Origin of the sequence: Staphylococcus simulans (genome assembly GCF_003043455.1) — a bacterium.
GTDB classification, from domain to species: domain Bacteria; phylum Bacillota; class Bacilli; order Staphylococcales; family Staphylococcaceae; genus Staphylococcus; species Staphylococcus simulans_A.
The window spans coordinates 1-24,780 of the sequence record NZ_PZGG01000004.1; the positions used below are offsets into that span (position 1 = coordinate 1).

22 protein-coding genes and 1 pseudogene are annotated in these 24,780 nt (G+C 34.3%); 9 read left to right on the forward strand and 14 right to left on the reverse strand.

The window, feature by feature from the left end:
* Window positions 1–106: 106 nt before the first annotated feature.
* Window positions 107–703 carry a histidine phosphatase family protein gene (locus BU038_RS01320; RefSeq protein WP_107604472.1) on the reverse strand — a complete coding sequence of 199 codons (597 nt, stop codon included), beginning with the start codon at window positions 701–703 and terminating at the stop codon, window positions 107–109.
* A 296-nt stretch (window positions 704–999) separates the two neighbouring features.
* Here BU038_RS01320 and BU038_RS01325 point away from each other — a divergent pair, with 296 nt between their 5' ends.
* The 3 genes from BU038_RS01325 (at window position 1,000) to BU038_RS01335 (ending at window position 3,138) form a co-directional block, all read left to right on the forward strand.
* Window positions 1,000–1,956, forward strand: a complete 957-nt coding sequence (locus tag BU038_RS01325; RefSeq protein WP_107604473.1) for an NAD(P)-dependent oxidoreductase — start codon at window positions 1,000–1,002, stop codon at window positions 1,954–1,956.
* 12 nt (window positions 1,957–1,968) lie between these two features.
* The gene (locus BU038_RS01330; protein WP_107604474.1) at window positions 1,969–2,328 is read left to right on the forward strand and encodes a cupin domain-containing protein; all 360 of its coding nucleotides are present in this window, start codon (window positions 1,969–1,971) and stop codon (window positions 2,326–2,328) included.
* A gap of 186 nt (window positions 2,329–2,514) precedes the next feature.
* On the forward strand, window positions 2,515–3,138 hold the full coding sequence (locus tag BU038_RS01335) for a LysE family translocator (RefSeq protein WP_107604475.1): 624 nt from the start codon (window positions 2,515–2,517) through the stop codon (window positions 3,136–3,138).
* Between the two features lie 55 nt (window positions 3,139–3,193).
* Here BU038_RS01335 and BU038_RS01340 read toward each other — a convergent pair whose 3' ends face one another.
* Window positions 3,194–5,497 (reverse strand): CDP-glycerol glycerophosphotransferase family protein, encoded by a 2,304-nt coding sequence (locus tag BU038_RS01340; protein ID WP_241963127.1) that lies wholly within the window; start codon window positions 5,495–5,497, stop codon window positions 3,194–3,196.
* A gap of 318 nt (window positions 5,498–5,815) precedes the next feature.
* On the opposite strand from BU038_RS01340, the gene BU038_RS01345 reads away from it, so the two are divergent.
* Together BU038_RS01345 and BU038_RS01350 are read left to right on the forward strand one after the other, a co-directional pair.
* Window positions 5,816–6,340: a VOC family protein gene (locus tag BU038_RS01345; protein WP_107604477.1), complete on the forward strand. Its 525-nt coding sequence runs from the start codon at window positions 5,816–5,818 to the stop codon at window positions 6,338–6,340.
* A 126-nt stretch (window positions 6,341–6,466) separates the two neighbouring features.
* On the forward strand, window positions 6,467–7,207 hold the full coding sequence (locus tag BU038_RS01350; RefSeq protein ID WP_107604478.1) for an SDR family NAD(P)-dependent oxidoreductase: 741 nt from the start codon (window positions 6,467–6,469) through the stop codon (window positions 7,205–7,207).
* 373 nt (window positions 7,208–7,580) lie between these two features.
* Here BU038_RS01350 and BU038_RS01355 read toward each other — a convergent pair whose 3' ends face one another.
* From BU038_RS01355 to BU038_RS01365, 3 genes are all read right to left on the reverse strand, one after another.
* Complete coding sequence (locus tag BU038_RS01355; protein WP_107604479.1) at window positions 7,581–8,411, reverse strand: CPBP family intramembrane glutamic endopeptidase; 831 nt, start codon at window positions 8,409–8,411, stop codon at window positions 7,581–7,583.
* Window positions 8,412–8,453: 42 nt separating this feature from the next.
* Window positions 8,454–8,789, reverse strand: a complete 336-nt coding sequence (locus tag BU038_RS01360) for a helix-turn-helix domain-containing protein (protein ID WP_107604480.1) — start codon at window positions 8,787–8,789, stop codon at window positions 8,454–8,456.
* A gap of 116 nt (window positions 8,790–8,905) precedes the next feature.
* A complete protein-coding gene (locus tag BU038_RS01365; protein ID WP_107604481.1) occupies window positions 8,906–10,102 on the reverse strand; it encodes a PD-(D/E)XK nuclease family protein in 1,197 nt (398 codons plus the stop codon).
* A 334-nt stretch (window positions 10,103–10,436) separates the two neighbouring features.
* On the opposite strand from BU038_RS01365, the gene BU038_RS12405 reads away from it, so the two are divergent.
* Window positions 10,437–10,997 (forward strand): hypothetical protein, encoded by a 561-nt coding sequence (locus BU038_RS12405; protein WP_107604482.1) that lies wholly within the window; start codon window positions 10,437–10,439, stop codon window positions 10,995–10,997.
* 39 nt (window positions 10,998–11,036) lie between these two features.
* Window positions 11,037–11,609, forward strand: a complete 573-nt coding sequence (locus BU038_RS12600; protein ID WP_241963128.1) for a hypothetical protein — start codon at window positions 11,037–11,039, stop codon at window positions 11,607–11,609.
* Between the two features lie 152 nt (window positions 11,610–11,761).
* Here BU038_RS12600 and BU038_RS01380 read toward each other — a convergent pair whose 3' ends face one another.
* Window positions 11,762–12,955 carry an FAD/NAD(P)-binding oxidoreductase gene (locus BU038_RS01380; protein ID WP_107604483.1) on the reverse strand — a complete coding sequence of 398 codons (1,194 nt, stop codon included), beginning with the start codon at window positions 12,953–12,955 and terminating at the stop codon, window positions 11,762–11,764.
* A gap of 316 nt (window positions 12,956–13,271) precedes the next feature.
* Here BU038_RS01380 and BU038_RS12605 point away from each other — a divergent pair, with 316 nt between their 5' ends.
* Window positions 13,272–13,745, forward strand: a complete 474-nt coding sequence (locus BU038_RS12605) for a GmrSD restriction endonuclease domain-containing protein (RefSeq protein WP_241963129.1) — start codon at window positions 13,272–13,274, stop codon at window positions 13,743–13,745.
* Window positions 13,746–14,960: an HNH endonuclease family protein gene (locus BU038_RS01385; RefSeq protein ID WP_241963130.1), complete on the forward strand. Its 1,215-nt coding sequence runs from the start codon at window positions 13,746–13,748 to the stop codon at window positions 14,958–14,960. It begins immediately after the preceding gene.
* 200 nt (window positions 14,961–15,160) lie between these two features.
* Here the strand turns inward: BU038_RS01385 and BU038_RS01390 are convergent, their stop codons facing one another.
* The 8 genes and pseudogenes from BU038_RS01390 to walK form a co-directional block, all read right to left on the reverse strand.
* The gene (locus BU038_RS01390; protein ID WP_107604484.1) at window positions 15,161–16,837 is read right to left on the reverse strand and encodes a trypsin-like peptidase domain-containing protein; all 1,677 of its coding nucleotides are present in this window, start codon (window positions 16,835–16,837) and stop codon (window positions 15,161–15,163) included.
* 322 nt (window positions 16,838–17,159) lie between these two features.
* Window positions 17,160–17,435, reverse strand: a pseudogene (locus BU038_RS01395) (MMPL family transporter); the annotation flags it as partial.
* A 74-nt stretch (window positions 17,436–17,509) separates the two neighbouring features.
* Window positions 17,510–18,661 carry an AlbA family DNA-binding domain-containing protein gene (locus BU038_RS01400; protein ID WP_241963131.1) on the reverse strand — a complete coding sequence of 384 codons (1,152 nt, stop codon included), beginning with the start codon at window positions 18,659–18,661 and terminating at the stop codon, window positions 17,510–17,512.
* A gap of 230 nt (window positions 18,662–18,891) precedes the next feature.
* Window positions 18,892–19,371, reverse strand: a complete 480-nt coding sequence (rlmH, locus tag BU038_RS01405; protein WP_107604487.1) for a 23S rRNA (pseudouridine(1915)-N(3))-methyltransferase RlmH — start codon at window positions 19,369–19,371, stop codon at window positions 18,892–18,894.
* Window positions 19,372–19,828: 457 nt separating this feature from the next.
* Window positions 19,829–20,629, reverse strand: a complete 801-nt coding sequence (locus BU038_RS01415) for an MBL fold metallo-hydrolase (protein WP_031262349.1) — start codon at window positions 20,627–20,629, stop codon at window positions 19,829–19,831.
* A gap of 298 nt (window positions 20,630–20,927) precedes the next feature.
* Window positions 20,928–21,716, reverse strand: a complete 789-nt coding sequence (locus tag BU038_RS01420; protein ID WP_107604488.1) for a two-component system regulatory protein YycI — start codon at window positions 21,714–21,716, stop codon at window positions 20,928–20,930.
* Window positions 21,713–23,047, reverse strand: coding sequence for a YycH family regulatory protein (locus BU038_RS01425; protein ID WP_107604489.1), 1,335 nt, complete (start codon window positions 23,045–23,047; stop codon window positions 21,713–21,715). Before BU038_RS01425 ends, BU038_RS01420 begins: the two co-directional genes overlap by 4 nt.
* On the reverse strand, window positions 23,037–24,773 hold the full coding sequence (gene walK / locus BU038_RS01430) for a cell wall metabolism sensor histidine kinase WalK (RefSeq protein WP_107604490.1): 1,737 nt from the start codon (window positions 24,771–24,773) through the stop codon (window positions 23,037–23,039). Before walK ends, BU038_RS01425 begins: the two co-directional genes overlap by 11 nt.
* Window positions 24,774–24,780 lie beyond the last annotated feature (7 nt).

A 24,780-nucleotide genomic window follows, 5' to 3' on the forward strand; every position in this document is an offset into this window, starting at 1 on the left:
CTACTGATTGCCTGCAAACAAATGAGGGGAATAGTTGTTGGTAAAATGTAGATAATTTCCTTTATGAAAAGGAGATGGAAACCACTGTTATCCATCTCCTTTTATTTTACATAATTTTAATTTCCGTAGGATAAATAGCTTCCACAAATGTAAAAGTTTCATCCTCATATTCAAATTTTAAAATACAACAATTAGTAATCTTAATTTGTTTTACCGCTTCTATCGGTAAACAATAATGCGCAAATAAGAATAAAATATCTCCATGACTCGCTGCTACTACATTGCGATGGGTTGTCTCTTTTAAAACTTGATGCAATGTTTTTACAGTACGCGTTTGAACTTCTTCCATCGTTTCTCCGCCATATGCCGCAAAGAATGAACCAAAATCAACTACGCCATTTTGATGTGGCGGATTTAATAGTTCTGGCTCTCCTTCAAACAATCCATAATTCCATTCTTTAATCCCTTTCAATCTTGTATAGGGTTCATCTGGAAATAGAATTTCTATCGTATCAGACGCACGTTCTTGTGTAGAAGAAAATAATTCATAATCTGTCAGATTTAATTGATCGAAATACAACTTTGCTTGTGCTGCTTGTTGTTTTCCTAATTCTGTTAACGGTGAATCGGAAGCGCCTTGAATTTGATGTTTCTTATTAAACAATGTTTGTCCGTGTCTGATTAAATACAATGTCTTTTTCATGCTGTCTGCTCCTCACTTTAGTTGTTTCATAATCAGTATGTCTTTGTTTGTACTAAAAATGATTGTTGTTCCCTTTCATCATAGCGAATCTATTACACCTATAGTGAGGTACTTTATTACGAATTTGATACATCTTTTAGTGGGTTTTATCTGATTATGCAGTGGTTTTGTTCATTTCGCACAAAATAGAGGTGCGAGTTTAGCACTTTGTACACTTCTAATATTCTCGTTCCATGTTAAGCTTAAGATAAAGATTGTGAAAGTTTTCACAAAGTAAATAAAAGGAGCGATTGAGTATGACAAAAGTATTAGTAGCAGGTGCGATTCCAGAGGCGGGACTAAATCAATTAAAAGAACATTTCGAAGTAGATATGTATACTGGGGATAAATTAATCACTGAAGATGAATTGATTGAGCGTATTAAAGATGCGGATGGCTTAATCAGTTTATTATCTACAAATGTAAGTGAAAAAGTTATTGAAGCTGCACCGAACTTAAAAATTATCGCAAACTATGGTGCGGGGTTCAACAACATTGATATTCAAGCAGCAAGAGCACGTGGTATCGATGTTACTAATACCCCGATTGCTTCAACTAACGCGACAGCTGATCTGACAATGGGTATCTTATTAGCGGTAGCACGCCGCATCCCTGAAGGCGATCAGTTATGCCGTACAAAAGGATTCAACGGCTGGTCTCCTCTCTTCTTCCGAGGACGTGAAGTATCAGGCAAAACCATCGGTATCATCGGTCTAGGTGAAATCGGCTCAGCAGTGGCACGTCGCGCAAAAGGCTTCGATATGGATATTCTTTATTCTGGTCCATCTCGACATGAAGAGAAAGAACAAGAACTTGGCGCACGTTATGTATCACAAGATGAACTGTTGAAAGAAGCTGACTTCGTCGCAATCAACTGTTCTTATAACGAAAACATGCGTCACATGATTGATTATAACGAAATTAAAAAAATGAAACCAACAGCGTACTTAATTAACGCATCAAGAGGTCCAATCGTATATGAAGCTGAATTAGTTAAAGCTTTACAAGATGGTTTAATCGAAGGTGCCGCATTAGACGTCTTCGAATTCGAACCAGAAATTACTGAAGAACTAAAATCTATGGATAACGTGGTCATTACACCACATATCGGAAACGCGACATTTGAAGCACGCGATATGATGGCTGAAATTGCCGCAGGTAACGTTGTCAAAGCGCTCACAGGTGAAACACCGGATTATATTGTAAATAAATAGGAGTGATAATCAATGGTCGACACACACCAACGCTTTTTTAACATGAAAGATCTACCACGCTTCTCTGAGGAAGCAGCACAAAAGACAGTCTTTTATCAATCTGAACATTCAGCAGGTGCCGTTTGGTGCATGAAACCAGGCCAATCTCTACAATGTCATACCCACCAAAACGCAGATGATGTATGGATTGTGACACAAGGCGAAGGCACATTTTATACAAATGGCGGTCAGGAAAGAATCATCAAAGCAGGCGACATCATTGTATCACTACCTGGCGAAGCACACGGTATGACGAATACAGGAGACGAAGACTTTATCATGCTTGGTTTCGCAACACCCATGCCATTAGACTTTATTCCTTACGAACACTAAGTAAACCAACCCAAACTACTATATTAAAATAAACCATAACCTAACCCATCTTGAGATGAATGATATTACCACCCATAATGTCATTCATCTTTTTTATGTTTTGATACTATTTGAAATTTCTCATCTCATAGAATGATAAGTCATGCTAAGATAGAGGCATTACAATTTTCAAGGGAGTGCTCGATTATGGATTCACTGATCAGTTTCATTTTGATTTCATTGTTAATTATCGTTATTCCTGGCCCTGACTTCTTTATTGTGGCTACGAATACAATGAAAGGCAGTACTAAAAATGGTGTAATGTCCGCCTTAGGTATTTCTTCTGCACATGTCGTCTACTCTGCAATCGCGGCATTCGGTTTAATCTTTATTTTAACGAGCTCTTATTATGCATTTATCACAATTAAGTTTCTTGGTGCGATTTATATTGCTTACTTAGGTTTAAAAACTATCTTAAACGCACGTAAGACAAGCCATATTACTACATCATCAACTTATCCTATCAGACACATCAGTTTGTTTAAATCGTTCAGACAAGGCTTTATGAGCACAATTTTGAACCCTAAAGCGATTCTCTTTTACATATCCATCTTGCCGCAGTTTGTGACTAAAAGTGAAGGGTCTTTAAAAATCATTGCCCTATCGGCACTCTTTATCGCACTCGTATTCATTTGGTTTTTCATATGCAGTTTCTTATTTACGCATATCAAGAAACTCTTCAATCAACCTACTTTCAAAATGGTCTTTGACTATATCGTCGGTGTCATTTTAATCGGATTGGCAATCAGTATATTAAAATTTGAACAATAAAAAGTACGCAGATTCATCATGTGCGAATCTGCGTACTTTTATATCTATATTATTTCTACAACACACCATCATTCACTAATTCACGAATCACACGTTGTGTATTATGATTATCATGGAAAGCATTAATGCGTCTGTAATTGTTTAAGACCTGTTGTGGTAATTGATAGTTGTTGTTGATTGCTGCGTGCACTGCTTCAATTAACTCATGTTCATTGTCCGCAACTACACCTGGTACATTGTCACGATTAGCCGGTGTCGTACCGCCATGGTTCGTAATAATAGACTCAAATTCTTTCCAGTAGAATATCGGATACGCCCCATGGTTAATCGCATCAAAAATAATTGAAGAAATATCCGTAATAAATATCACTGAATTCTTAAGCGTATCTGTCGGATCTTCAATGAATAAACGATTGTACTTTTTAAAATGATTTTTCGCATAGTGCGCGAACTTATTATGCGCCGCAATCTGCAAGCGATCTAACATGCCCGCATTTTCAAACGCCTTAATAACTTCCATAATGGATTGATAATAAGTTGTTTCTTCAATATGACCATTAAAGACAGCCGCCTCTTCCCAAGGTCTCCAAGTCGGCATATACGTAATTTTATCGGCCCCTTTGTCTAACTGTGCATTATCAAATTTCGGCAGGCCTGTCACCATAATTTCAAAGTCATTATAATCCATCTCATTAAAAATCTTAGCTTCTAATTCTGAACTAACTACTGTTTTGACAATATTGTTGGTCATGTTTTTCTTGTGGAAACCTACTTGTTTCACATTGTCTCTCGGTTTTAAAAACGTAATCCCATGTTGTAAGAAGTATAATGGTGTCGCTTTAATCTTTTGATTCAACTTATCGTCAAATAATCGTGTATTAATCACATGATTACTTAACTCACTAGCAATAAAATAATCTGCCGCAAACACATAAAGATAATTACGGAAACTAAAGCGTTCAACCAGCTTATCGCCCCATTGACGTTTCATCGTTTTATATTGAGGTGAAGTCTTATCTAAGATAAAGACATTTTTAGATGTGAATTGTGGATTTCCTGCCGCAGCTTCAAAGACATATTTGCCAGATTCTACTGCTTTTGAAGCTTCTTTTTCAAAGTAGACATTTAAATGCTGCTTACGATGCCACAATTTATAGAGCGGCGCAAATTGATATGCGAGGTTGATTTTGAATTTATGCCATGGTTGATAAATTTTCAAAGCTGGCAGATTGCCAAAACTTAAGTTATTCGCCGCATTACGACGTAATATAATCGCATGACCTCTTGTGTTAAATGACAGTAAGACGTTACGTGTATCATGAAGTTTTGGACTTTGATGCAGCGCATGGAATCTACGTCCATGAATGCCTGTAAATACTGTATTGTGGATTTCTTTTAACTGACGTAACTGTTTGATTTTAATCTTAGCTTCAAATGTATGATGACTTGTCCATTTGATTGTCGCTAAATATTCTCCTTCTTTTGTCATTAAGCTATCAGGCTGTATTTGCGCATTGTAATCAATCTTTCCGGATAAAACAATATGACGTCCTTTCTTCTTAACATCAATCGTACTGAATTGATACAACAAGGCTTTTTCATTATCTGTTTTGATACTGAGCTTTTGATTACGATAGTTAATGATATAAAATTTATCGTCTAACTTGAGGAAAATCGGCTGATCTACATACGGTATAAAAGCTTCATCGAGTTTAACATCTCTTAATTGATTCAAATGATTAAGTCTCACAACTTGGGTATGTGAAGCGTGTGTGATAACGAGTTCATTCGCGCTTTGAAAATCCACACCAATGTCTGACGTCGTCAACATCTTTAAATCGTGTGTCTTAAACGAAAAATCTTTCTTTGAATTTGTATACTCTAAGAAAGTAATGTAATTTTCATATTTAAACTTCATGAATATCGCAGGATCACCTTTTTGATTCACCTGTCCAATCACAAAAGGTTTACGTCCTTTTTCAAATAATGCCGGTCCGAGCTCGACTGTTTCATCCGTATTAACATCTGTCACTTGATAACTATACTGTGTTTCTTCTACATTGAATCGTCTGTGATACGTTTCAATCTGCAAGTGAAGACTCCCTTTAGTCTTGCCGTTTAAATAAGGCGTGAGATAAAGTTTTCCTTCTTTCACATGTATATAATAAGCAGTCTCTTCTTTTTCTATTATCGCAACCAATCCATTTTTTAAGGTCGCTTTGCCTAATTCAATATCTTTGTCTGTTAATTGATGTTCACGGATTGTTACTGTTTGTCCATTTCGAATTTCTAAGCGAATCATATCAGGTAAATTCGTTTGAACAGAACCAAAATCCACATCAAATTTACTTAATTTCATCAACTTTACTTTACTCCTTATTTCTTTAATTCTCTCAATGCTTTACGTCTAAAGTGTTTGTCGGGAATTTGTTTATGAATGATGTTATGATAGATGATAACCATCAACTAAGAAGGTATAAGTACCTTACATCTTATTTTTTACACAAGCACCTCACACATCTTATCAGATTAAAATGGGTTTGACTAAGTTTTCGTTTGTTTTTAATAAATAGCTTTATTAAGACAATTATTGAGTTGAACATATACGGCTTAAGCTTAAAATGAATGGATCAGGTAATACTACAAATAGAGAGAGATTAAGAAAGAAGTGATGATAATGGCGATTACGCGAGGAATTAATCATATCGGGTTAACTGTGCCGGATATTGAAGCGGCCACACGTTTTTTCAAAGAGGCGTTAGACGGTAAGGTGGCTTACGATAGTCAAACGGAAATGGATCAACCTCGTGGCGGTAATGATGTAGAACGTTTCTTAGATCTTGAATCAGGTGCTAAGATTATTAAAAAGCGTATGATGGTTTTCGGTAATGGCCCGAATATCGAAATGTTTGAGTTTGTCCATGCGCATCAACAAGCTCCCGCTGCGCTTCAAGATATCGGATTTACACATCTTTCCTTTTATGTAGACAATTTTGAAGAAGCACTCGAGCGTATGGTAGAAGCAGGTGGTGAACCCGTTTCTGAACCGCATGAAAATACACGCTATGAAGATTCTGTCGGAAACAAAACTATCTATATCAAAGCACCTTGGGGCAGCTTAATCGAGCTTCAAACTATCCCAAATGGTTACTATTATCCAGAAGATAGTGAAGCTGAAGTTTTTATTCCTAAAGAAGACTAAATCGTGTAATTAAGATATCTGAATGTAACTTATATAGTGTTGGCGGATAAGCTGTTTTGATGATATTAAGTCTGTCATATCTTAAGGTAGATGTACTGTATATATTATAAAGAAAGGTGATTTACTTTGGGTAAACTAGATAATAAAGTCGCAATTATTACTGGCGGGTCTTCAGGTCTCGGAGAAGCGGTCGCAAAACGATTCGCAGCTGAAGGCGCTAAAGTTGTGATTGTGAATCGTCATAAAGAGAAAGGCGAAAAGGTGCTCAAAGCAATTGAAGATAATGGCGGCACAGGTCTTGCGTTAGGCGTAGATGTGACGTCTAAAAATTCGGTGGAGGAAGCGGTTAAAACAATCAAAGATCAATTCGGCACAATTGATATCTTATACAATGGTGCTGGTGTTCATGATGGTTATAAAGATGCTTTAGAAACAGATGAAGACACATTTGATTTATTAATGGGTGTAAACGTGAAAGGTGCTTACCTCTTCACACACGCTGTATTACCTACATTCTTAGACAATAATAGCGGTGTCATCATCAATGTAGGTTCACAAGGTTCATCTATGGCAGGTGTTGGCGGTAGCACGTACGTCACAACAAAACACGCAATTGCCGGCTTCACTAAACAACTTGCTTATGACTTCGGACACAAAGGTATCCGCGCCAACCTCTTATCACCAGGATTTATCGAAACTCCTATGACAGAGGGTGTTGATGAACAACGTACGAAAGAGATTCCAGCTCAACGTGCTGGTAAACCAGAAGACCTCGCAGCAGCTGCAGTCTTCCTTGCCTCTGATGAAGCAGCTTATGTCCAAGGCGCTGAACTTAATGTAGATGGCGGTTGGACTGTAGGTAGATAAGACAAGCAATACACCAATATCAACTAATCTATAATAAATAAAACTCTGCAGCATCACTGACTCATTCAGTGTACTGCAGAGTTTTTTCTTTCAAAATATCAATACCGCAATAAATAATAAATACCAAATGCTACAAGATAAATAACTAAGAACATCACAAAGTTCAATACTATCTTTACAGGCCATGATTTTGAGCCAAAACATTGTTTAGTTATTGTAGAGCTAATGAACGTTGCGAAGAATACGGTAATACCTATGAAGATTACTAGTGACATGTCTTTCATACACAGAGAACACCTTTCTTAGTTCCCTTAATAATTATCCCAATTTAACTTTAACATATTATGAAATTATAATATTATCTTAAGTTTTATCAATTTCCCAGACTTTTAGAAAATTTACGATACGCTATCAAGATAAAAATAATAACTGTATATCCCGCTATTGAGATAAGCGATGCATCTATACCGTATTCCCCACCTGTAATTAATGGATTAGTAGATTTTATAATATACTGGATTACGCCATATTCAATGTTTTGATCTGTTACTGTAATTAAAGCACTTAGGTTCCAAATTATATGAATAATGATACTAGCCCAAACTGAATTAAAGAGATATACTGCTAGACCATACATAATTCCAGCTGTTGTTATAGAAACCATGAGTAGTACTAGACTTATACCTTTTAATTGGCCATTAAACAAATGAACTATTCCAAACAAAATAGATGTTGAAAGAAGTGCTATGTAGATGTTTGTTTTAACCTCTATATATTTTAATAAGATACCTCTAAACATTATCTCTTCAACTATCGGAGCAGCAATCCCACCAATTATTACTATCTCGATAATCATAGCAATATACTCTTGATCATTTTCTAACTTTGTAAAAATTAATTGTCCCGGTATGAACACAAGATAGGTGCCCACAACCAAAATAAATAATAATCCCCCTAATAAACTGCTTAATATATGGAATCTAAATGGTGTAACTCTAAAGTAAGCTAGAGGCTTTTTTAATAATTTGTTAGCTATTAACTTGAACAATAACCATGCCACTATCACATAAGTTACGCCGTGAAATAAACTTTCAAAGGACCAAAGATCCAAAATATGCCATAAAATACCAACGTTTTGAGCAATTACTGATACTACAAATAACAAAATAAACACGCTTGCTATTTTCACAATGTTTTTAAACAATTTTCAAACTTCCCTTCAGACATAATAAAGGGACTTTATACATTAATTAAAAATCTGAGATAGTGTACCGCTTATGATTAATAAGATGATGATAACTAACCACCATTTTTGCGAGATAAATTCAAAGAAATTCATAGATTTATAATGCTCATTTTCCACATTCTTGTCATTCTTCATTTCATTTTCACCTAAAACTAATTCATCCAGTGTCACACCAAAATAATCAGCTAGCCTAATCAACATTTGAATATTTGGTTCTAAGTTACCTTGTTCCCACTTCGAAACAGATTGCCTAGTAGTATGTAACTGTTCTGCTAATTTTTCTTGAGTCAAACCTTTGCTTTTTCTCAAATTTCTAATGTTCTCAGATAATTTCATGTATATTAGTCACCTCTCTCTGTTCAAAAATTATCATTGTTACATGTAATTGTCTGTCGACATAATAGCGCAAATTGTCTCCAATTTTGATCATATTGTATATCAGTTGTTATTACTCATACTTTTTCGTTAATAAACCCTTCTATTAGCTTCTCTTCTAATTTATTTAAATCGCTCTTAAGAAACTTATCAAACGCTTGTTTAACTTTTTCTAACACTTCTTCATGACTCATTACGTCTTCATTAGAGTGTGTATAAAAATTCTTAGAGTAAATTGTATGATGTTTGCGTGTTAATTTTTTTCTGAAGACTTTAAATACCTTACTATGTTGAAGTGCAATATTAAGCATGTCCGTCCTTACTTCATTTTCTCCTGGACCAATCAATAAAGTAATCCCTGTGAAATGACTATTATTCTTAATCTCAAACAGAAGGATTCTACCACTATCAGTCCAAGGGATTTCAGTATTATTTTTCGGCATAATACGGTCTAAATTTTTAGTAGTAAATCTGATATAACCTTTACTGCTTTGATCTAAGATTAAGTTTTCATGTTCAGGTATATATGCCTGCAGCATTTTAGAAATTTCACTTAATGTATCTGGTTTATATTCATAGATTAAATCCAATGCTCTCTTATGTTTGGCATAAATCTCACCACAAATTTTTTCTAATGCTTCGTCTCCCACAATGTGCCTCCTTAAAATATCAATATACTGTTCAATAAAATCTACTGCTTGTGGATGCATCATTGCTTTTTTGTTCACTATAGTTTCATCGATGCATTCAATGATTTGGCTATAAGAGATATTGGACCATACCTCAACGTTACTTGCTTCCTCACCATGTGGTGTTAAGAATATGAATAACTTTTCATAACTGCTATAGAATTGTTCCACCTTGTCTTGATACTTCTTCAATTGATGTTTAGATTCTTTACTCCATATCTTGTTTTCAATCACCACAAGTGTTTGATTTTGTTCTGACACGACTAGTAAGTCAATGTTATTCCACTCTCGTAATACTTTTGCATCGTCAAAATCATTTAATAATAACTTAAAGGTTGTTTGTTGATCTTTTTTGGACTCTGAACATTCAATATAAGTTCGAATTAAACTTTTAATAAAGGCATCATCCAGCCCATGAATCTCATTTGGATTCAATAACCAAGCCAACGTATTACTGTGGCGTATTTCAGTGTTTACGACACCGAGTATTTCAAACAAATTAAACTGGTTGGAATACTTTTCAATTTCCTTCAAAGAATCAATGTCTTTCAGAAATTCCATTAATGCTTGTTCATCATTATTCATTCAGCTGCTCCTTGATGTTTTCTTTATCTATATTTAAAGCTTATTTTTGTCAGCTATGCCGTTTATAGACACAACTTCTAATTTATTCATTTATTATATCATCAATACTTTCAAATTAAGTATCGCTTTTCTTAAGTTATTTAAGCGGATTTATCCACTTATTTTCATCCATCTTAATAAAGAGAAACATCTACTTTGTTAGTTATTTCAATTTAGCAACTCTAACTTTATTACATAAAACTAAAAGGTTCTCTATTTATTAAAAAAGTTCTATGAAATTTTTGATTAATAGATTATTCTATTATTAACAACGTTAAAGATGGGAGATAGTGTATTGAAAAAGATTTTTGTTAGTTTAGGGATTGTAGCACTTGTAGCTGCATTAGGCATTGCGATTGTCTTTGCGTATGGCAGCTATAAAGATTTGGAACTGAAAAAAGAAGAAACTAAAGTAGCTGAAGAAAAAGAGAAAAAAGCAAAAGAGAAACAAAAGAAAAAAGAACAAGAAGACAATCAAAATAACACTGAAGCAGTGAATAGTGAAGAAAGTAATACTCAAGAAGCATATGACCAAACACAAAATGATACTACCGCTTCCCAAGCACCACAAGCACCTGTAAAAGAAACACAACCTGCACAAGATCAAAACAATAATAATCAAGCATCTTCTAAAAATACATCAGAATCATCAGACAGCTCTTACGATGCAGATGAGGCTTACGCTAAACAAAAAGAAATGTATGAAAAAGCTGCCAGAGGAGAAATTCCTGAGCCAAGTGCACAACTTTCTGGTGACAATTCAAAATTAATGGAACGTGATCCAGGTACGCTTACGAATGATGAAGCTGAACAAAGAGATAGAAGAACGAATGCGATGGAAGCGGAAGGACAATAATTTAACATTACAATGAACATACACGAGGAGAAATAAAATATGAATAAACTTTTAATAACTTTATCCGTCGTATTAGTACTCGGAATCATAGGTGCTGTGGGTTTCTTTGGATACAATAAATATCAAGAAGTCGAATTAGAGAAAAAGAAATTAGAAACACAATTAAAAGAAGCCGAAGAAAATGAGGATAGCGTAAATGATGAATCAGAAACTGAGTCTGATAATACTGAGAATATAGGTCAGTCAGATGAAACAACAAATAATAAACAAGAAGCACAAGCTACTGACGGAAGCGAAACTGTTAAAGTACATGAAGGTTCTTCACAACGAATGACTAGCAAAGATGAGTTCGCACATTTAAAAGTCAACAGAGACAATGTCTTCGATTATTTAATTGCTGCCATTAATCAAACTGAAGGCGGGGACGCTTCAAAAATTAAGTTTCAACAACCAGAATTTTCTGCTCAAGGCGAAGGTATATGGAAAATTCCTGCGAATAATAAATCAGGACATGGTTCATATACTTTCTTAGTTGAACAAGATGGAACTGTTTCTTTTTGGGATGGCATGATGAATGATAAGTTCGATGAAATACATGTGACTTTACCTTAAGTATATATAAGAAGCTGAGAGATGACTCACAGCTTCTTTTTTATATCTTCGCTACCATTTTGATTTTCTTTTAGGATAATTAAAAAGCTACAAACAACGATTTGTTGTTCATAGCTTAAAAATACATATTGAATATCAGTTTTTATAAAAGATCACATTAACCCTTTTAACATACCGTACCAGTACATTCTTGGTAAGATATCTTTCTTCAAGATATACATACTTCTACGTTCTTTAGCTTGGTTAAACGGCATCGTTTCTCTTGGTTTCTTATTATAGTCGAACTCAGCTAACATCATTGTGTTATAACTTGTCACGATTGGACATGATGTATAACCATCATAATGATGTGTCAGCATTTCTTGATTCATGACTTGTAGTAAGTTATTCACAACGACTGGTGCTTGTTTTCTAATTGCGGCACCTGTTTTAGATGTCGGTGAGTTAGAAGCATCGCCTAATGAGAAGACATTGCTGTATGTCTTGTGCTGCATTGTCGTAGGATCAATATCTACCCAACCTGCATCATCTGCTAGCGCACTGTCTTTAATAACATCTAAAGGTCCCATTGGCGGTGTGACATGTAACATCTCATAATCTAATGTTTTAGTCTCACCTGTTTGTAAGTTTTCAAATGTTGCTTTTCTTTGTTCGCCATCAATTGCGATCAGATTGTGTTGATAATCTACATCAATATTTCTTTCTTCCACAATACGCTCTAATGGTTTTTTATATTTCTCTACATCGAAAATCGCAGGTTTAGCACTTTCAAAGATAACATTCGCTTGGTTACGCATATTATGTTTTCTGAAATAATCATCAGCTAAAAACATAATTTTCATTGGTGCGCCGCCACATTTAACTGTTGTGTTAGGGTTTGTGAATATGGCATTGCCACCTTTAAAGTTAGACAATTGATTCCATGTCTCTTTCGCATACTCTGGTGCATAGTTAGAGCACACACCATTTTTCCCAATATTTTCTTTGAGTCCTTTCACATCAGACCAATTAACTTGTAAGCCTGGACATACCACTAAATAGTCATAACTGACTTGTTTCTCGTTATCTAATTGGATGTTGTTTTCTTCAGGGTTAAATCGCTGAACAGCTTGTTTAATCCAATCTACACCGTTAGGAAGTACTTGTTTCATACTTTTACGTGTAGATTCTAATGTTGATACACCAGCGCCTACTAATGTCCATAACGGTTGATAATAATGATCTGACGCTGGATCAACAATTGCGATTTGTCCTTTTAAATCTTTCCTCTGTCTTAAAAGTCGTGCTGCCACTGTGATACCAGCTGTACCGCCACCTATAATAACTACTTTATAATGTTGAGCCATCTTTAACACGTTCCTTTATTTAATAATTGATGACTGTTCTAGATTCATTTCTTAAATATACCTATAGGGGTATATTAGAATATATATTACCATTTGTCAAATACCCCTATGGGTATTATTTTTATCTCAATGACATATACATAAAAGATTCTATTTAATATTACAAAAAATAATCCTATTATATATTTTACCCTCACTGTTACAAGAAACACTTAATCAACAAATCTTAAAACAAAAAGACAACTATTCTTGATCTTCTTTAATTGTATTTATACAATTAAATTAATGAAATACAATTCACATAAAGAGGTGTAATATGGATTCTTTACTAAAAGCTGATGACAAAAAATTAAATGAATATTTATTGCTATCAAATGGAAAGTTTAACATCCCTTATACTCAAAGACCTTATGAATGGAGCAATTCACAAGTTGAGAGACTTTTTAATGACATAATTGCTATTCATCAAGGCGATAAAGAACAACACATCTTAAACTTTATAACTATTTATCTAGAAGATGATCACCAAAATATTTATGATGGTCAACAAAGAACCGTTACGCTTTTATTATTTATATGTGCAATTATCGACAAAATCAGTAAAATGGGCGATGTCTCTACCGCTAATAAATTGAAAGAAGAATTTATAAAAAAGGATGATTGGAGACATAACTCAGCGAATAATACCAAAATCATTTTCACTAAAAATGAGACAAACGAATTTTTCGAGAGTTACATTATTGATAATCAAGAAAATATAGACATCAGCATTTCAGATCATGAAAAGTAATTGAAATCTAATTATGATTATTTAAAAAAGTTGATTAATGAGTATGTTGAAAAAAACCATCTAAGTGTAACAGATTTTCCTCTAACTATAGAAAATATTACCGAAAAAATGTACGTAATCATATTAGAGACACCTAACGAAGACATTGCTAATCAAATGTTTGAAACTTTGAATAATATTGGAAAAAAATTAGTTGATTTTTATGTATTGAAAAATGAATGTGTGAAAAAAATATCTGAAAGTGAAACCTCTAGATATTGGAATGAAATTGAAGCCAATACTGATTTATTAGACAAGAAAAAGTTTTTAACACAATTTATCTCGATTTATAATGGGAAAACATCTAATCAAAAAGTTTATGAAACCATTGAAAGATTAAAAAAACTAAAAAATCCTCAAGCTGTGCGAGAATTATTAGAGGATATGAAAAGTGTATCTAAGTACTTTTTTGAACTTCACGAGCCTGAACAACGTAAGAATACAAATGATTCAAAGGAAGATTTATCAGATTATATTAAATTAGTAGAAAGCTTAAAGATTTTTAATGCTATACAATATAGACCGGTTATTTTAGCGATGAATCTAAAGCGTTATAGTTTAAAAGATATTAACCAAGTTTTACAAGTATGCTTAACTATTCAAATCAGAAATATCTTTATTGCAAATGACAGCCCTAATAAACTTGAAAATTTTTACCCTGATTTAGCGAAAAAGATATACGAAAGCCATAAAAATATTACCTCACCTATCATTTCAGAATTACAAAATAAAATCATTTCAGATAACCAAACAATACAGTATTCTAAGCAACTACGCATATCAAAAAGTGATGGTAAAAAAATAAGATATATCCTCAAAACAATTTATGACCTTGCCTTTAGCAATGAAATGATTGTTAATAGCAACACGCAATATGTAAACTTAGAACATATCTTACCTCAAAACCCAAAAGAATGTAGCAAGTGGAGAAAAGAATTTGATGAAAAAAGCTTTGATGATTATATTAATTCTCTTGGGAATCTTACATTAATTCTTGGTAAAAAGAATTCTTCTCTTGGAAACAAAGAATTCTATGAAAAGAGAGTCTTGTTAAAAGAAAGCAAAATCTCTCAAAATCATGAAATTGCTGATAACGATTCGTGGGGTAAAAAAGAGATTGAAGATAGAACTGAGTATTTAGCGAATAAAATTATACAAATTTGGAAGAAGAATTAATTTCAATTTATCTAACTTAAAAACTGCTCTATATCATTGCTGTAAAACCTTTAACAGCGATGATATGGAGCTTTTATAATTCTCTTTAATACTCTCAAAACAATATTTTTTCATTTGTCCGTAACTAAAAAAGCTACAAACAACTTCACATTGTTCGTAGCTTAAAATACATATATTGGAATCAAAATTTCTATCACATTTTACTTAATGTTCTTGATAACTTCTTGGCGCAATTTACCTCTTAATTCTGCCATCGTATTCAGGTTGTACTTTTGATATTCTCCTGAAGCAATTCTAAAAGCATGTACACCTAATACTTCATTTTTACTATTTAATACTGCCCCACCTGAAGAACCCGGATCAGCCATCATCTGATAATAACCAATAGGGTTCACATTACGTGCCATCATAGAGTATTTACCAGTTGAATAGTACATCGTACCCATTGGATCATTTTTAAACTTTCCAGCGGGTAAACCATAATGATACATACGGATGGGTGTATTTGCTTTGATTTTCGTAATTGATGCTTCTGGTGCGATTTTACGTACTGTCATATATTTAGATAAATCTTCTTTCGTATATAACAAAGCGACATCTCCATATTGAAGCATCTTAACGCCAGTAACGGTAACAGTACGCGCCACTTTTGAACCTTCTCGTAATAAATCTATTCTTAGATTTTGTACTTTTGAAGGTGTCATCGGTTTACGTGCTTGTGAATCGTTAACCACATGATTCGCAGTTAGAATTGTGTGTTTTCCAATTGCGGTACCTGTGCCATAAGTCAACTTTTTAGTCGTTGGATTATAGTTAAACACCGTCGCAATATTAGCTGCTTTAGCTGTTGTATGATTAATCGTTACGCCTTTATTACCAGACGCTTTCATAATTTTTAATGCATCATTAATACCTGATGCATAGGTAGTCTGCCCGAAGTCTCGAACATTCTCGCTACCAGGTATATCTTTTGGCCAACGTTTAGGTGCTTGATTATAGTAATTACTTACTGATGCTTTTGGCGCAACCTTTGGTACTGGCTTTGGAGCTGCTTTAGGTTTCGTTGTGACTACTACTGTTTTCTTTTTAACAGGTGCTTTCTTAGCTGTTGTAGATAACAATTGAACTTTTTTCTTTGGCACTGCTGATGCTTTCTTCTTAGAAACAACCGGTGCCTTCTTCTTACTTACGGTTTTAGCTTTTGGTTTTGATTTAGTATTTGCTTTTGGTTTCGCTTTCACTGCTTTAGATTTTAACACCACTTTAGATTTCTTAGTTACAGTTACTTTTTTAGTAACTTTTTTAGCAGTTGGTTTAGACTTTTTAACTGAGCTTGATAAGTGTTGTGGTTTGATACCTTTTGGACTCGTATAAGTCGTTTTAGCCTTTGTTTGTTTAACTTTTAGAGGTGCTGCTTTTGTTGATTTAACTGGTTGAGTTTTAACTGGAGCTGCTTTTTTAATACTTTTAACTGGTGGCGATACTTTAGTATTCTGTTTTGTGATTACATTAGATGTTTTTTGAAGTGATTTATTAGGTACAATCGGAGCTGTTTGTACCGCTTCAGTTGATACAACTTGAGGTTGTTTTAACTCTGGCTGTTGCTTTGGCATTACTGGAGAATTTGGAGCTTCAACGTTGTTTTGTGTAGAAAGTTGCGGCTCATTCTGTGAGAGGTTTGTAACTGGTTCATCGTTTACATTAGCTTCTGCTTTATCAGACGTAACAGCTGCTCTCTGATCAACTTGTTTCTCGAACTCTTGATTCGTTTCTGATGCATATGCGTTGTTATTTTGAAACACTAACACGCAACCCATGAACATTAAAATTAATAAAAAACTGTATACATATTTACCCATTGAGAATCCTTGATTCATCAGACCTCATCCCCTTATTTCTATCTATGAAATGGGCACACCCTTATTTCCTCATAAGCATATCCTTTTTAACTAGGTATAGCAATATATTTTTAAAGATTTAATTGACTATTTTTAGTAGTTAAAATAAGTAAGCGATATCGGATAATAATTAAAAAAATTCGATTGAGAAATAACCGTTAGGTTATCTCATCAACCGAATTTATGAGGTTTCTATTCATGATTATGAAATAGTAATTGAGTCATTATTTTATTTATAACGTCACTGCTTTGTCTCATGTCCTTTTTGATCTACCACGTAGTCTTGAGGTGGCATCATTGATTCTAAGGCATGTCCTTCTATATCTACTTTTGGAAGGATATGTTTCAACCATTTTGGTAAGTACCATGATGCTTTACCAAAGAGTACTGTAAGTGCTGGAATAATCATTAATCTAACGACAAACGCATCAAACAGTACACCAAACGCTAACGCAATACCCATTGTTTTAATCATGACATCTTCTTGCGTTACGAATGCCATGAATACACTGAACATAATCAGTGCAGCTGCGATGATAACTGGACCACTTTCTTTAATACCTACTTTGATTGAATGCAAAACTTAAACTTGAGCATATATAACTACCTCCTAAATTATGATATATTTACCATCATTAAATAGGATTTCAATTAAAGTTTTCTATATTTTTCAAGTTCATTTTTCAAAATTATCATTGTTTTAATTTTGGTAATGATATCATCCTTCTCCATATCATCTAAATGATGAATAGAATGAACTTTTTTAGTATTGTTTTTAATACTTTGTTTAATCCAATAAAAGTTATCTTTTACATAGTCTTCAAACCATTCCCGTTCTTTTTCAGTTTCGAAAATTAAAATACATTCTAAAAACTTATCTCTGGCACTGGTTTGTTCCATTACTTCTCTATCATACATAAACAAATGAAGATTGTACAAAATGCTCCCTTTAATAAAATATCGGTAATCAAGAGTATCATATGGAGTATAATTTGAACTGATTGCACCAAATTCTGGTACAGGTGTTAGATATTGACCTGAATCTAATGCTATACACTGTGAACCAAAAAGAACAGTACTATTATATCTGCACTCATAATATGTATAAACTGAATTGTTGTTTGTTTGCAAATATGCATAAAATGGAGGAATTAATTTTTCATAGTTTTGTTCTTCTTCAACAATACTGTTAGAGCAGACTTTATACTCTGGTGAGTTATTATAAAAATAACCTTCATTATTTTCTATCCATTCATCAGGGAATAAAAGATATTTTTTCAATTTTTCTATTGGTGACAGATACAAACCAAAATGAATTTTCCATAATAATTCAGTATCTAAAGGGTTAGCTGTTTTATCAATATCTGTATTCTTATCTCCTGTGCGTGTATAAATACTCCCAGCATTTATAATTCTTTTTTTTCCGTTGTTATCCTCATAAGATTTACTTAAATAATACGGAGCATAACCTTTTGGATTAATTATAATTACATCAATTTCTTTATCGCAATAGTTAATAGTTAAAAGTTTGATATGAGGATATCGCTCTCCTGCAAATTCTTTTCCTCTAATAAACGATATGAGTTGTTCTTGGTTTCGTCTATTAGGATCATCTTTTACTCCCTTTACATATCCATTATCTGCAACACCAATAATCAAATATGCTTCTCGATTTTCTAAATTATTAGATAAACATATAATATCATGTAAAAGATTAACTGTGTTACTCGTATATGATGCTTTAAAATCCCAATACTCTCCTTCTCTATTACTTTGTATTAAATTCAAAATCTCTTTTTCCAACAATAATATTCTCCTTACTTTATTGAGTCTCAAATTCTTGTTTACAAGAACGTTAGTTCTTATTCGTTAACACTTACTCTAAAGTATATATATATTTAAGTAAAAAATTAAGAAAAGGTATTGAAGGTGTATTGTTACGTAACAAAGGAAACACTTAGTTTTGAGATGACTTCTAAATAAAACCAATAATTATTATTAAAAGTTAACTTTTAATAATAAGCTTGTTTTCATCACTTATGATACGCTTCCCCACGCATAATCTTGAATGCTCTATAAACTTGTTCAAGTAAGATGACACGCATCATTTGGTGTGGGAAGGTCATTTTACTGAAGGATAGGGCGTAGTTGCTTCTGTCTAGAACGTCTTGATGCAAGCCGTTTGATCCTCCGATGATGAAAGTGAAATCACTTTGACCTTGAACCATACGTTGTTGAAGGTTTTTAGCTAATCCTTCTGATGTTAACATGTTGCCTTTGATTTCTAATGTAATGACTGTGGATTGTGGTTTTACTTTCGCTAACAGACGTTGTCCTTCTTTTTGTTTCACTTGTTCTATTTCTTTATCGCTCATATTTTCTGGTGCTTTTTCATCAGGAACTTCGATGATTTCTATTTTTGTATAGGCACTTAAGCGTTTTTGGTATTCTGCAATGGCTTGTTTCCAGTATTTTTCTTTTAATTTGCCTACGGCAAGTACAGTTATCTTCATCACATTCTCCTTATATCTGAATAGTTATTCTAGTTATCCACAGGTTATCCACCTATTCACAGCTTACTGTCTTAATAAGTGGCTAATGTATATAAATTCACTGCTATTCTTGTGTATTTTACCCACATTTCTGTGGTTAACTTGTAGATATGTGGATAACTCTGTTAATAATGTGGGTATTTCTCTGTGGATTGTGCACAAATGTGGGTAACTTATCCTCATTTTGTGCATAACTTTGAGGTCAGTCTTACATAGTTATTCACAGTTTTACGCTTTCTTTACACAAAATTGTGAATAACTACCCTACGTGCACACTACCTTAGAAATTATACATTTTATCCTTAAGTTTTATCTACACTTTTCCCATTTTTTATTATGACTTTTGCGTGTTTTTTACGTTTCTTCATAAAAAAACAGCCAATGAAGTGTTTCGCTCCATTGGCTGCCTCTAACTTATTTATATTGTATAAATCGGTGTTGGTTCTGCTTTATCTGTGTCACATAATAAGACTTCTTTGTTTGTATCAATATCATGATGGTTTAAGACTTGTCCTACACTCATACGCGCTAAGTCTTTCATATTGTTATCTTGTGATAAGTGAGAAAGATAAATACGTTTTGTGTTGCCAGTAATAACGTCACACATTGCCATCGCCGCATCTTCATTTGAGACGTGTCCCATGTCTCCTAAGATACGTTGTTTGGTTTTCCAAGGGTAACGACACATGCGTAACATATCTACGTCATGGTTACTTTCAAACATGAAGGCATCACTGCCTCTGATCATGCCTTTCATACGATCCGAAACATAGCCTGTGTCTGTAATCATCGTAAATTTTTTGTAGTTGTTGTGGAAAATATAGAATTGCGGATCAATCGCATCATGCGACACATTGAATGATTCAATATCAAATCCAGCTAATGAGTGTGTTTCATATGGATTGAAAATGAATTTTTGATCCATTGGAATCTTGCTGTCTTTCTTTTCAATCGCTTGCCAAGTTTTTTCGTTCGCATAAATCGGTAATTTATATTTACGCGCAAGCACACCTAATCCTTTAATATGGTCAATGTGTTCATGCGTGACTAAAATCCCATTTAAATCTTGAATGTTTTTATCAATCTTACTGAAGAGTTCTTCCATTTTCTTGCCAGTTAATCCAGCATCAACGAGCAGGCTTCCTTTATCACTTTCTACATAAGTGGCATTGCCTGTACTACCACTCGCAAGTACGCTCATACGTATCAAGCGATTCACCCTTTCTAAGTTTCTAACTGTTTCTATTTTATTTTGTACATCCGAATACATTTTAATTATTATCTCAAATTATGAGAGGTTTGTTAAAGATACGGCTTGGTCATACTGCCGTTTGAGTGGCCGAACAGTGCCGGACCTCATCATTTTCAATTTTTACTTATCTATTGTACACCTAATTGATAGGTCTGCCCACCATATCATCTGAAATAGTTTCCTACATTGAACATCCTATGTATAAGAGGAATACCATCAGATTGATCTCATGATACTCCTCTTTGTTTGGTTTATATATTGTTTTTTATCTCACAATAATCTTCGGATTTTTTGAAGTTGCTTCAACATAATACGTTTTCGTTTTCGTACTGCCAGCGTGATTAACCTTAATCTCCCAACTTGCTTGGAGAACTTGAACATTGGTTTCTCTCACTACTGAGTAATATCCTAAACGAATATTAGTGACCGCATCATTACGTTTTAAATAACGGTTAAAGTATAAAGCCTCAATCGCATTACGTGCACTGATGACCTGGTGCGCTTCGTTATTTTCACCTTTTGAAGTACTGAGTTCGTGCATTGCTGTTTGACGATAATTGCTTGCTTCTTGGTCATCATTGATTTTAAACTTCAACATTGCTTTATCATTGTTCATAATCGGCAAACCATTAAAAGTTTGTTCGAACGTTTCTTCGTTATCATCTGTACTAAATAATTGGTAATCTTCACCTTTATAAATATTTTTCTTCATGTACATTTTAAGGCTTGTTACTTGATCATTGCTGACGCTGATAGGTGGGCTAATATCACCTTGGGCAACTTTACCCTCATCTTCTGTTTTAACGTCGTCTTTTGATTTCGCGTAATTTGTGAAGTCTTTAGAACGGCCTGTGACCAATTGGACTTTCAATCCTCTGACATCCGGTAATTCTTTAGGAATACTGATTTCTTCTTGTCTAAAGTTGACCTCATTATTCCCTTCAGCATCATTGATATACGATTTATTGATTTTATTCACATACATCACAGCTAACATAATATTGATGATGAGGAACACGAAAATGAAGAGTGTCTTTGCGTACTTCCAATTCATGACTTAAGCCCTCCATTCTCGTAAGCATACCATTCACCATCATACTGCACATACCATTGCGGCACATACTCACTATTACGCTGTACCTCCATGTCATCTTCTTCTCGATCTTTCATGGTATAACCAATAGTAATATTCGTTACTTTCTTAAAGTCGATATTTGGGTTATTCGCTAAGTCAGAACGTACTGTTTCAGCTCCAGGCAGCTTTTTCTTTTCTCCACCACTATCAATCGTGATATTGCTTTTTAATAAAGAGCGTCCGTAACTGAAAATACCTTTTTCACCCCAAGCTACTTGGATGGTGCTTAAGTTATTTTCATTAAACACAGGCACACCATTTAAAAACATTTGATAAGTTAACTCACCAGTTTCATCATCCGTGTCAAAGAGACGGAAATCATCTGTAAAACCACCATGTGAGTTAATAAAGTCAAATGTGCTAGGAATCGTTTCTAACATATTCTTAGATTTTGACTCATCTTCAGATAAGTTCATATAACGATAGAGTTCATTTTTAGAATCGTATGTTGCGACACCTGTATTATTATTGTATGTCGTATTACCGCTTTTCGTACTACGTACCACTACTGAATCATTAAAGAGAATTGAATTCATTGTTTCCACACTGATGTGGTTAAAAATTGTACGATACGTTTTTAAATGTTGCGGCTTTTCAGGCGCAAAGATATGCGTTGCCGCATCGATTGTATTTCGATTCGTAATAATATCTGCGAACGGTACTAAATTCGGTTTGATTTTACCTACTAAATCATTAACCTTGTTGCTTGGAATAGATGTCGTCATACGCATCACACGGTGATGGTCACTGCTGATGGCATAAATGACTGCTGTATCCTTCTGTTCTGCATCAATCAATAAACGATTGAACTCATACTTATTTGAGACCTTCGCATCCATATTCAAGACTTGACCTAAATACATAGATAAAGGCATATCATATGCGAAATCTAACACCAAAAAGTTATCGCTTAGTTCTGGAATAAATAAGTTATGCGCATGATAGACTTCATGAGCATCTTCAACTTCTTGATTCTTTAACACCTTCACAATATTACGATTAATCGTACGGGTTTCTAAAGCACCTGTGAACTTATCCTCGTTCGAATACACCACTTGATAAGGCGAAATGACACTCGCCATAGGTTCTGAGTTCGCTTTGCCGATGGTATTCTGATTTGTTTTCTTATTATCTTGGCTTTCAAGATTCGCAAGGTCTGGTGAGAAATTCCACATTAAATACGTGAGCACAATACTCATTAACACTAAGAGTGTGAGGATAACGGATTTTGCTGCTTCTTTATGCCTCATCCCAATCACCATCTTCTATAACTTCACACGGTAATGTGATGAAGATTGAGGTACCTTGTCCCTCGACACTATTTGCCCAAATACGTCCGTTATGTGCTTCCACAATTTCTTTCGAAATCGCAAGACCTAAACCTGTACCGCCCATCTTACGTGTACGTGCTTTATCGACACGGAAGAAACGATCAAAGATTTTATCCACTTTATTAATCGGAATACCAATACCATTATCTTTAATACGAATCGTCATGCGGTTATACAATGGATTCGGTTTCACGTGAAACTCAACGCGCTTGCTGCCACGTGAGTATTTCATCGCATTCGTAATGACGTTATCAAATACTTGCGTCATCTTATCCGGATCAATTTCCGCAAAGATTGTTTCATCAGGAATGTCACGCACAAACGTTACATCTTTTGAAGCCATCTCGTGACGGTTGATGATTTTATTGATGAACATATTGAAGTCCACAATTTCTTTAGTGATTTGTTCTGTATCATTATCCATACGTGATAAATTCAATAAGTCATTCACCAAGCGAATCATACGTACCGTTTCTTCTCTTGTTACGGATAAAAACTGCGGTGCAATCTCAGGATCTTGCCATGCGCCTTCTTCTAAAGCTTCTAAGTAACTGTTCATCGAAGTTAAAGGTGTACGCAACTCGTGCGAAACATTCGCAACGAATTCACGACGTTCTTGTTCCACTTGTTGTTGTTCCGTTACATCATGTAACACCGCAATATAACCTGTCACAAAGCCAGTGTCTTGTACAATCGTACTGAAGCTGACACGCGCAATAATACCTTCCGCTTCATTAATATCTAATAAGAAGCTATTATTATTTTCTTGCATCTCATCTAACGCGAATTCATCTTCTAAATCTAAGACACCCAGCATGTTGTAACCCATGACATCTTCTTTTGACATACCTAACATCTTCAATGCCATATCGTTCACAATACGCACACGTCCACGTCTGTCCGTCGCAATGACCCCATCACTCATATGTGTGATAACTGAGTCCAAACGACGTTTCTCACTTTCCGTATTCGCTTGTGCTTCTTGGACACGTTTCGACAAGTTGTTGAAGGCTAGTGCCAATTCACCGATTTCATCATTACCATAGATTTTCACACGCTGCGTATAATTACCTTTTGACATTTCAACCGTTTGGTTACGCATATCCGTAATCGGTTTAGTAATCGTACGCGCAATGAAGAATCCGAGTAACCCTGTGATGAATAAAGAAATCGCAGTACCTACAATGAAGATTTGGTTAAAGTTGTTTAATTGGTCATAAACACTGTCGATATCCGCTTCAATATAAATATCACCGATGACACCTTTAGACGATTTCACAGGCAAGTTATAAATCCATACACGCTGTTTACCTTTACCATAGTCTTTCAACATCGTATGGTCATTCGCTTGTCCTAGTGAGAGCGCCTTTTGAATAGAGGTATCATTGGCTTTTTGATTAATGATACTGTTAGAAGATTGTTTCGTCGACGCGACTATAATTTGATCTTTATCAATATAGTTGATTTGTTCAATTTCTTGGCGGTTCGCATATTGCGAAATATTGTTTTTAAATGTCTGTGTTAATTCACGTTCCAGATTATTGGTGAAATATAAACCGATAATCTGCATCCCGATAATAATCAACAAGACATAAACAATTACGAGCTTCGTGTGAAGGGACTGAAATTGTTTAAGCCATTTCATATCCTAT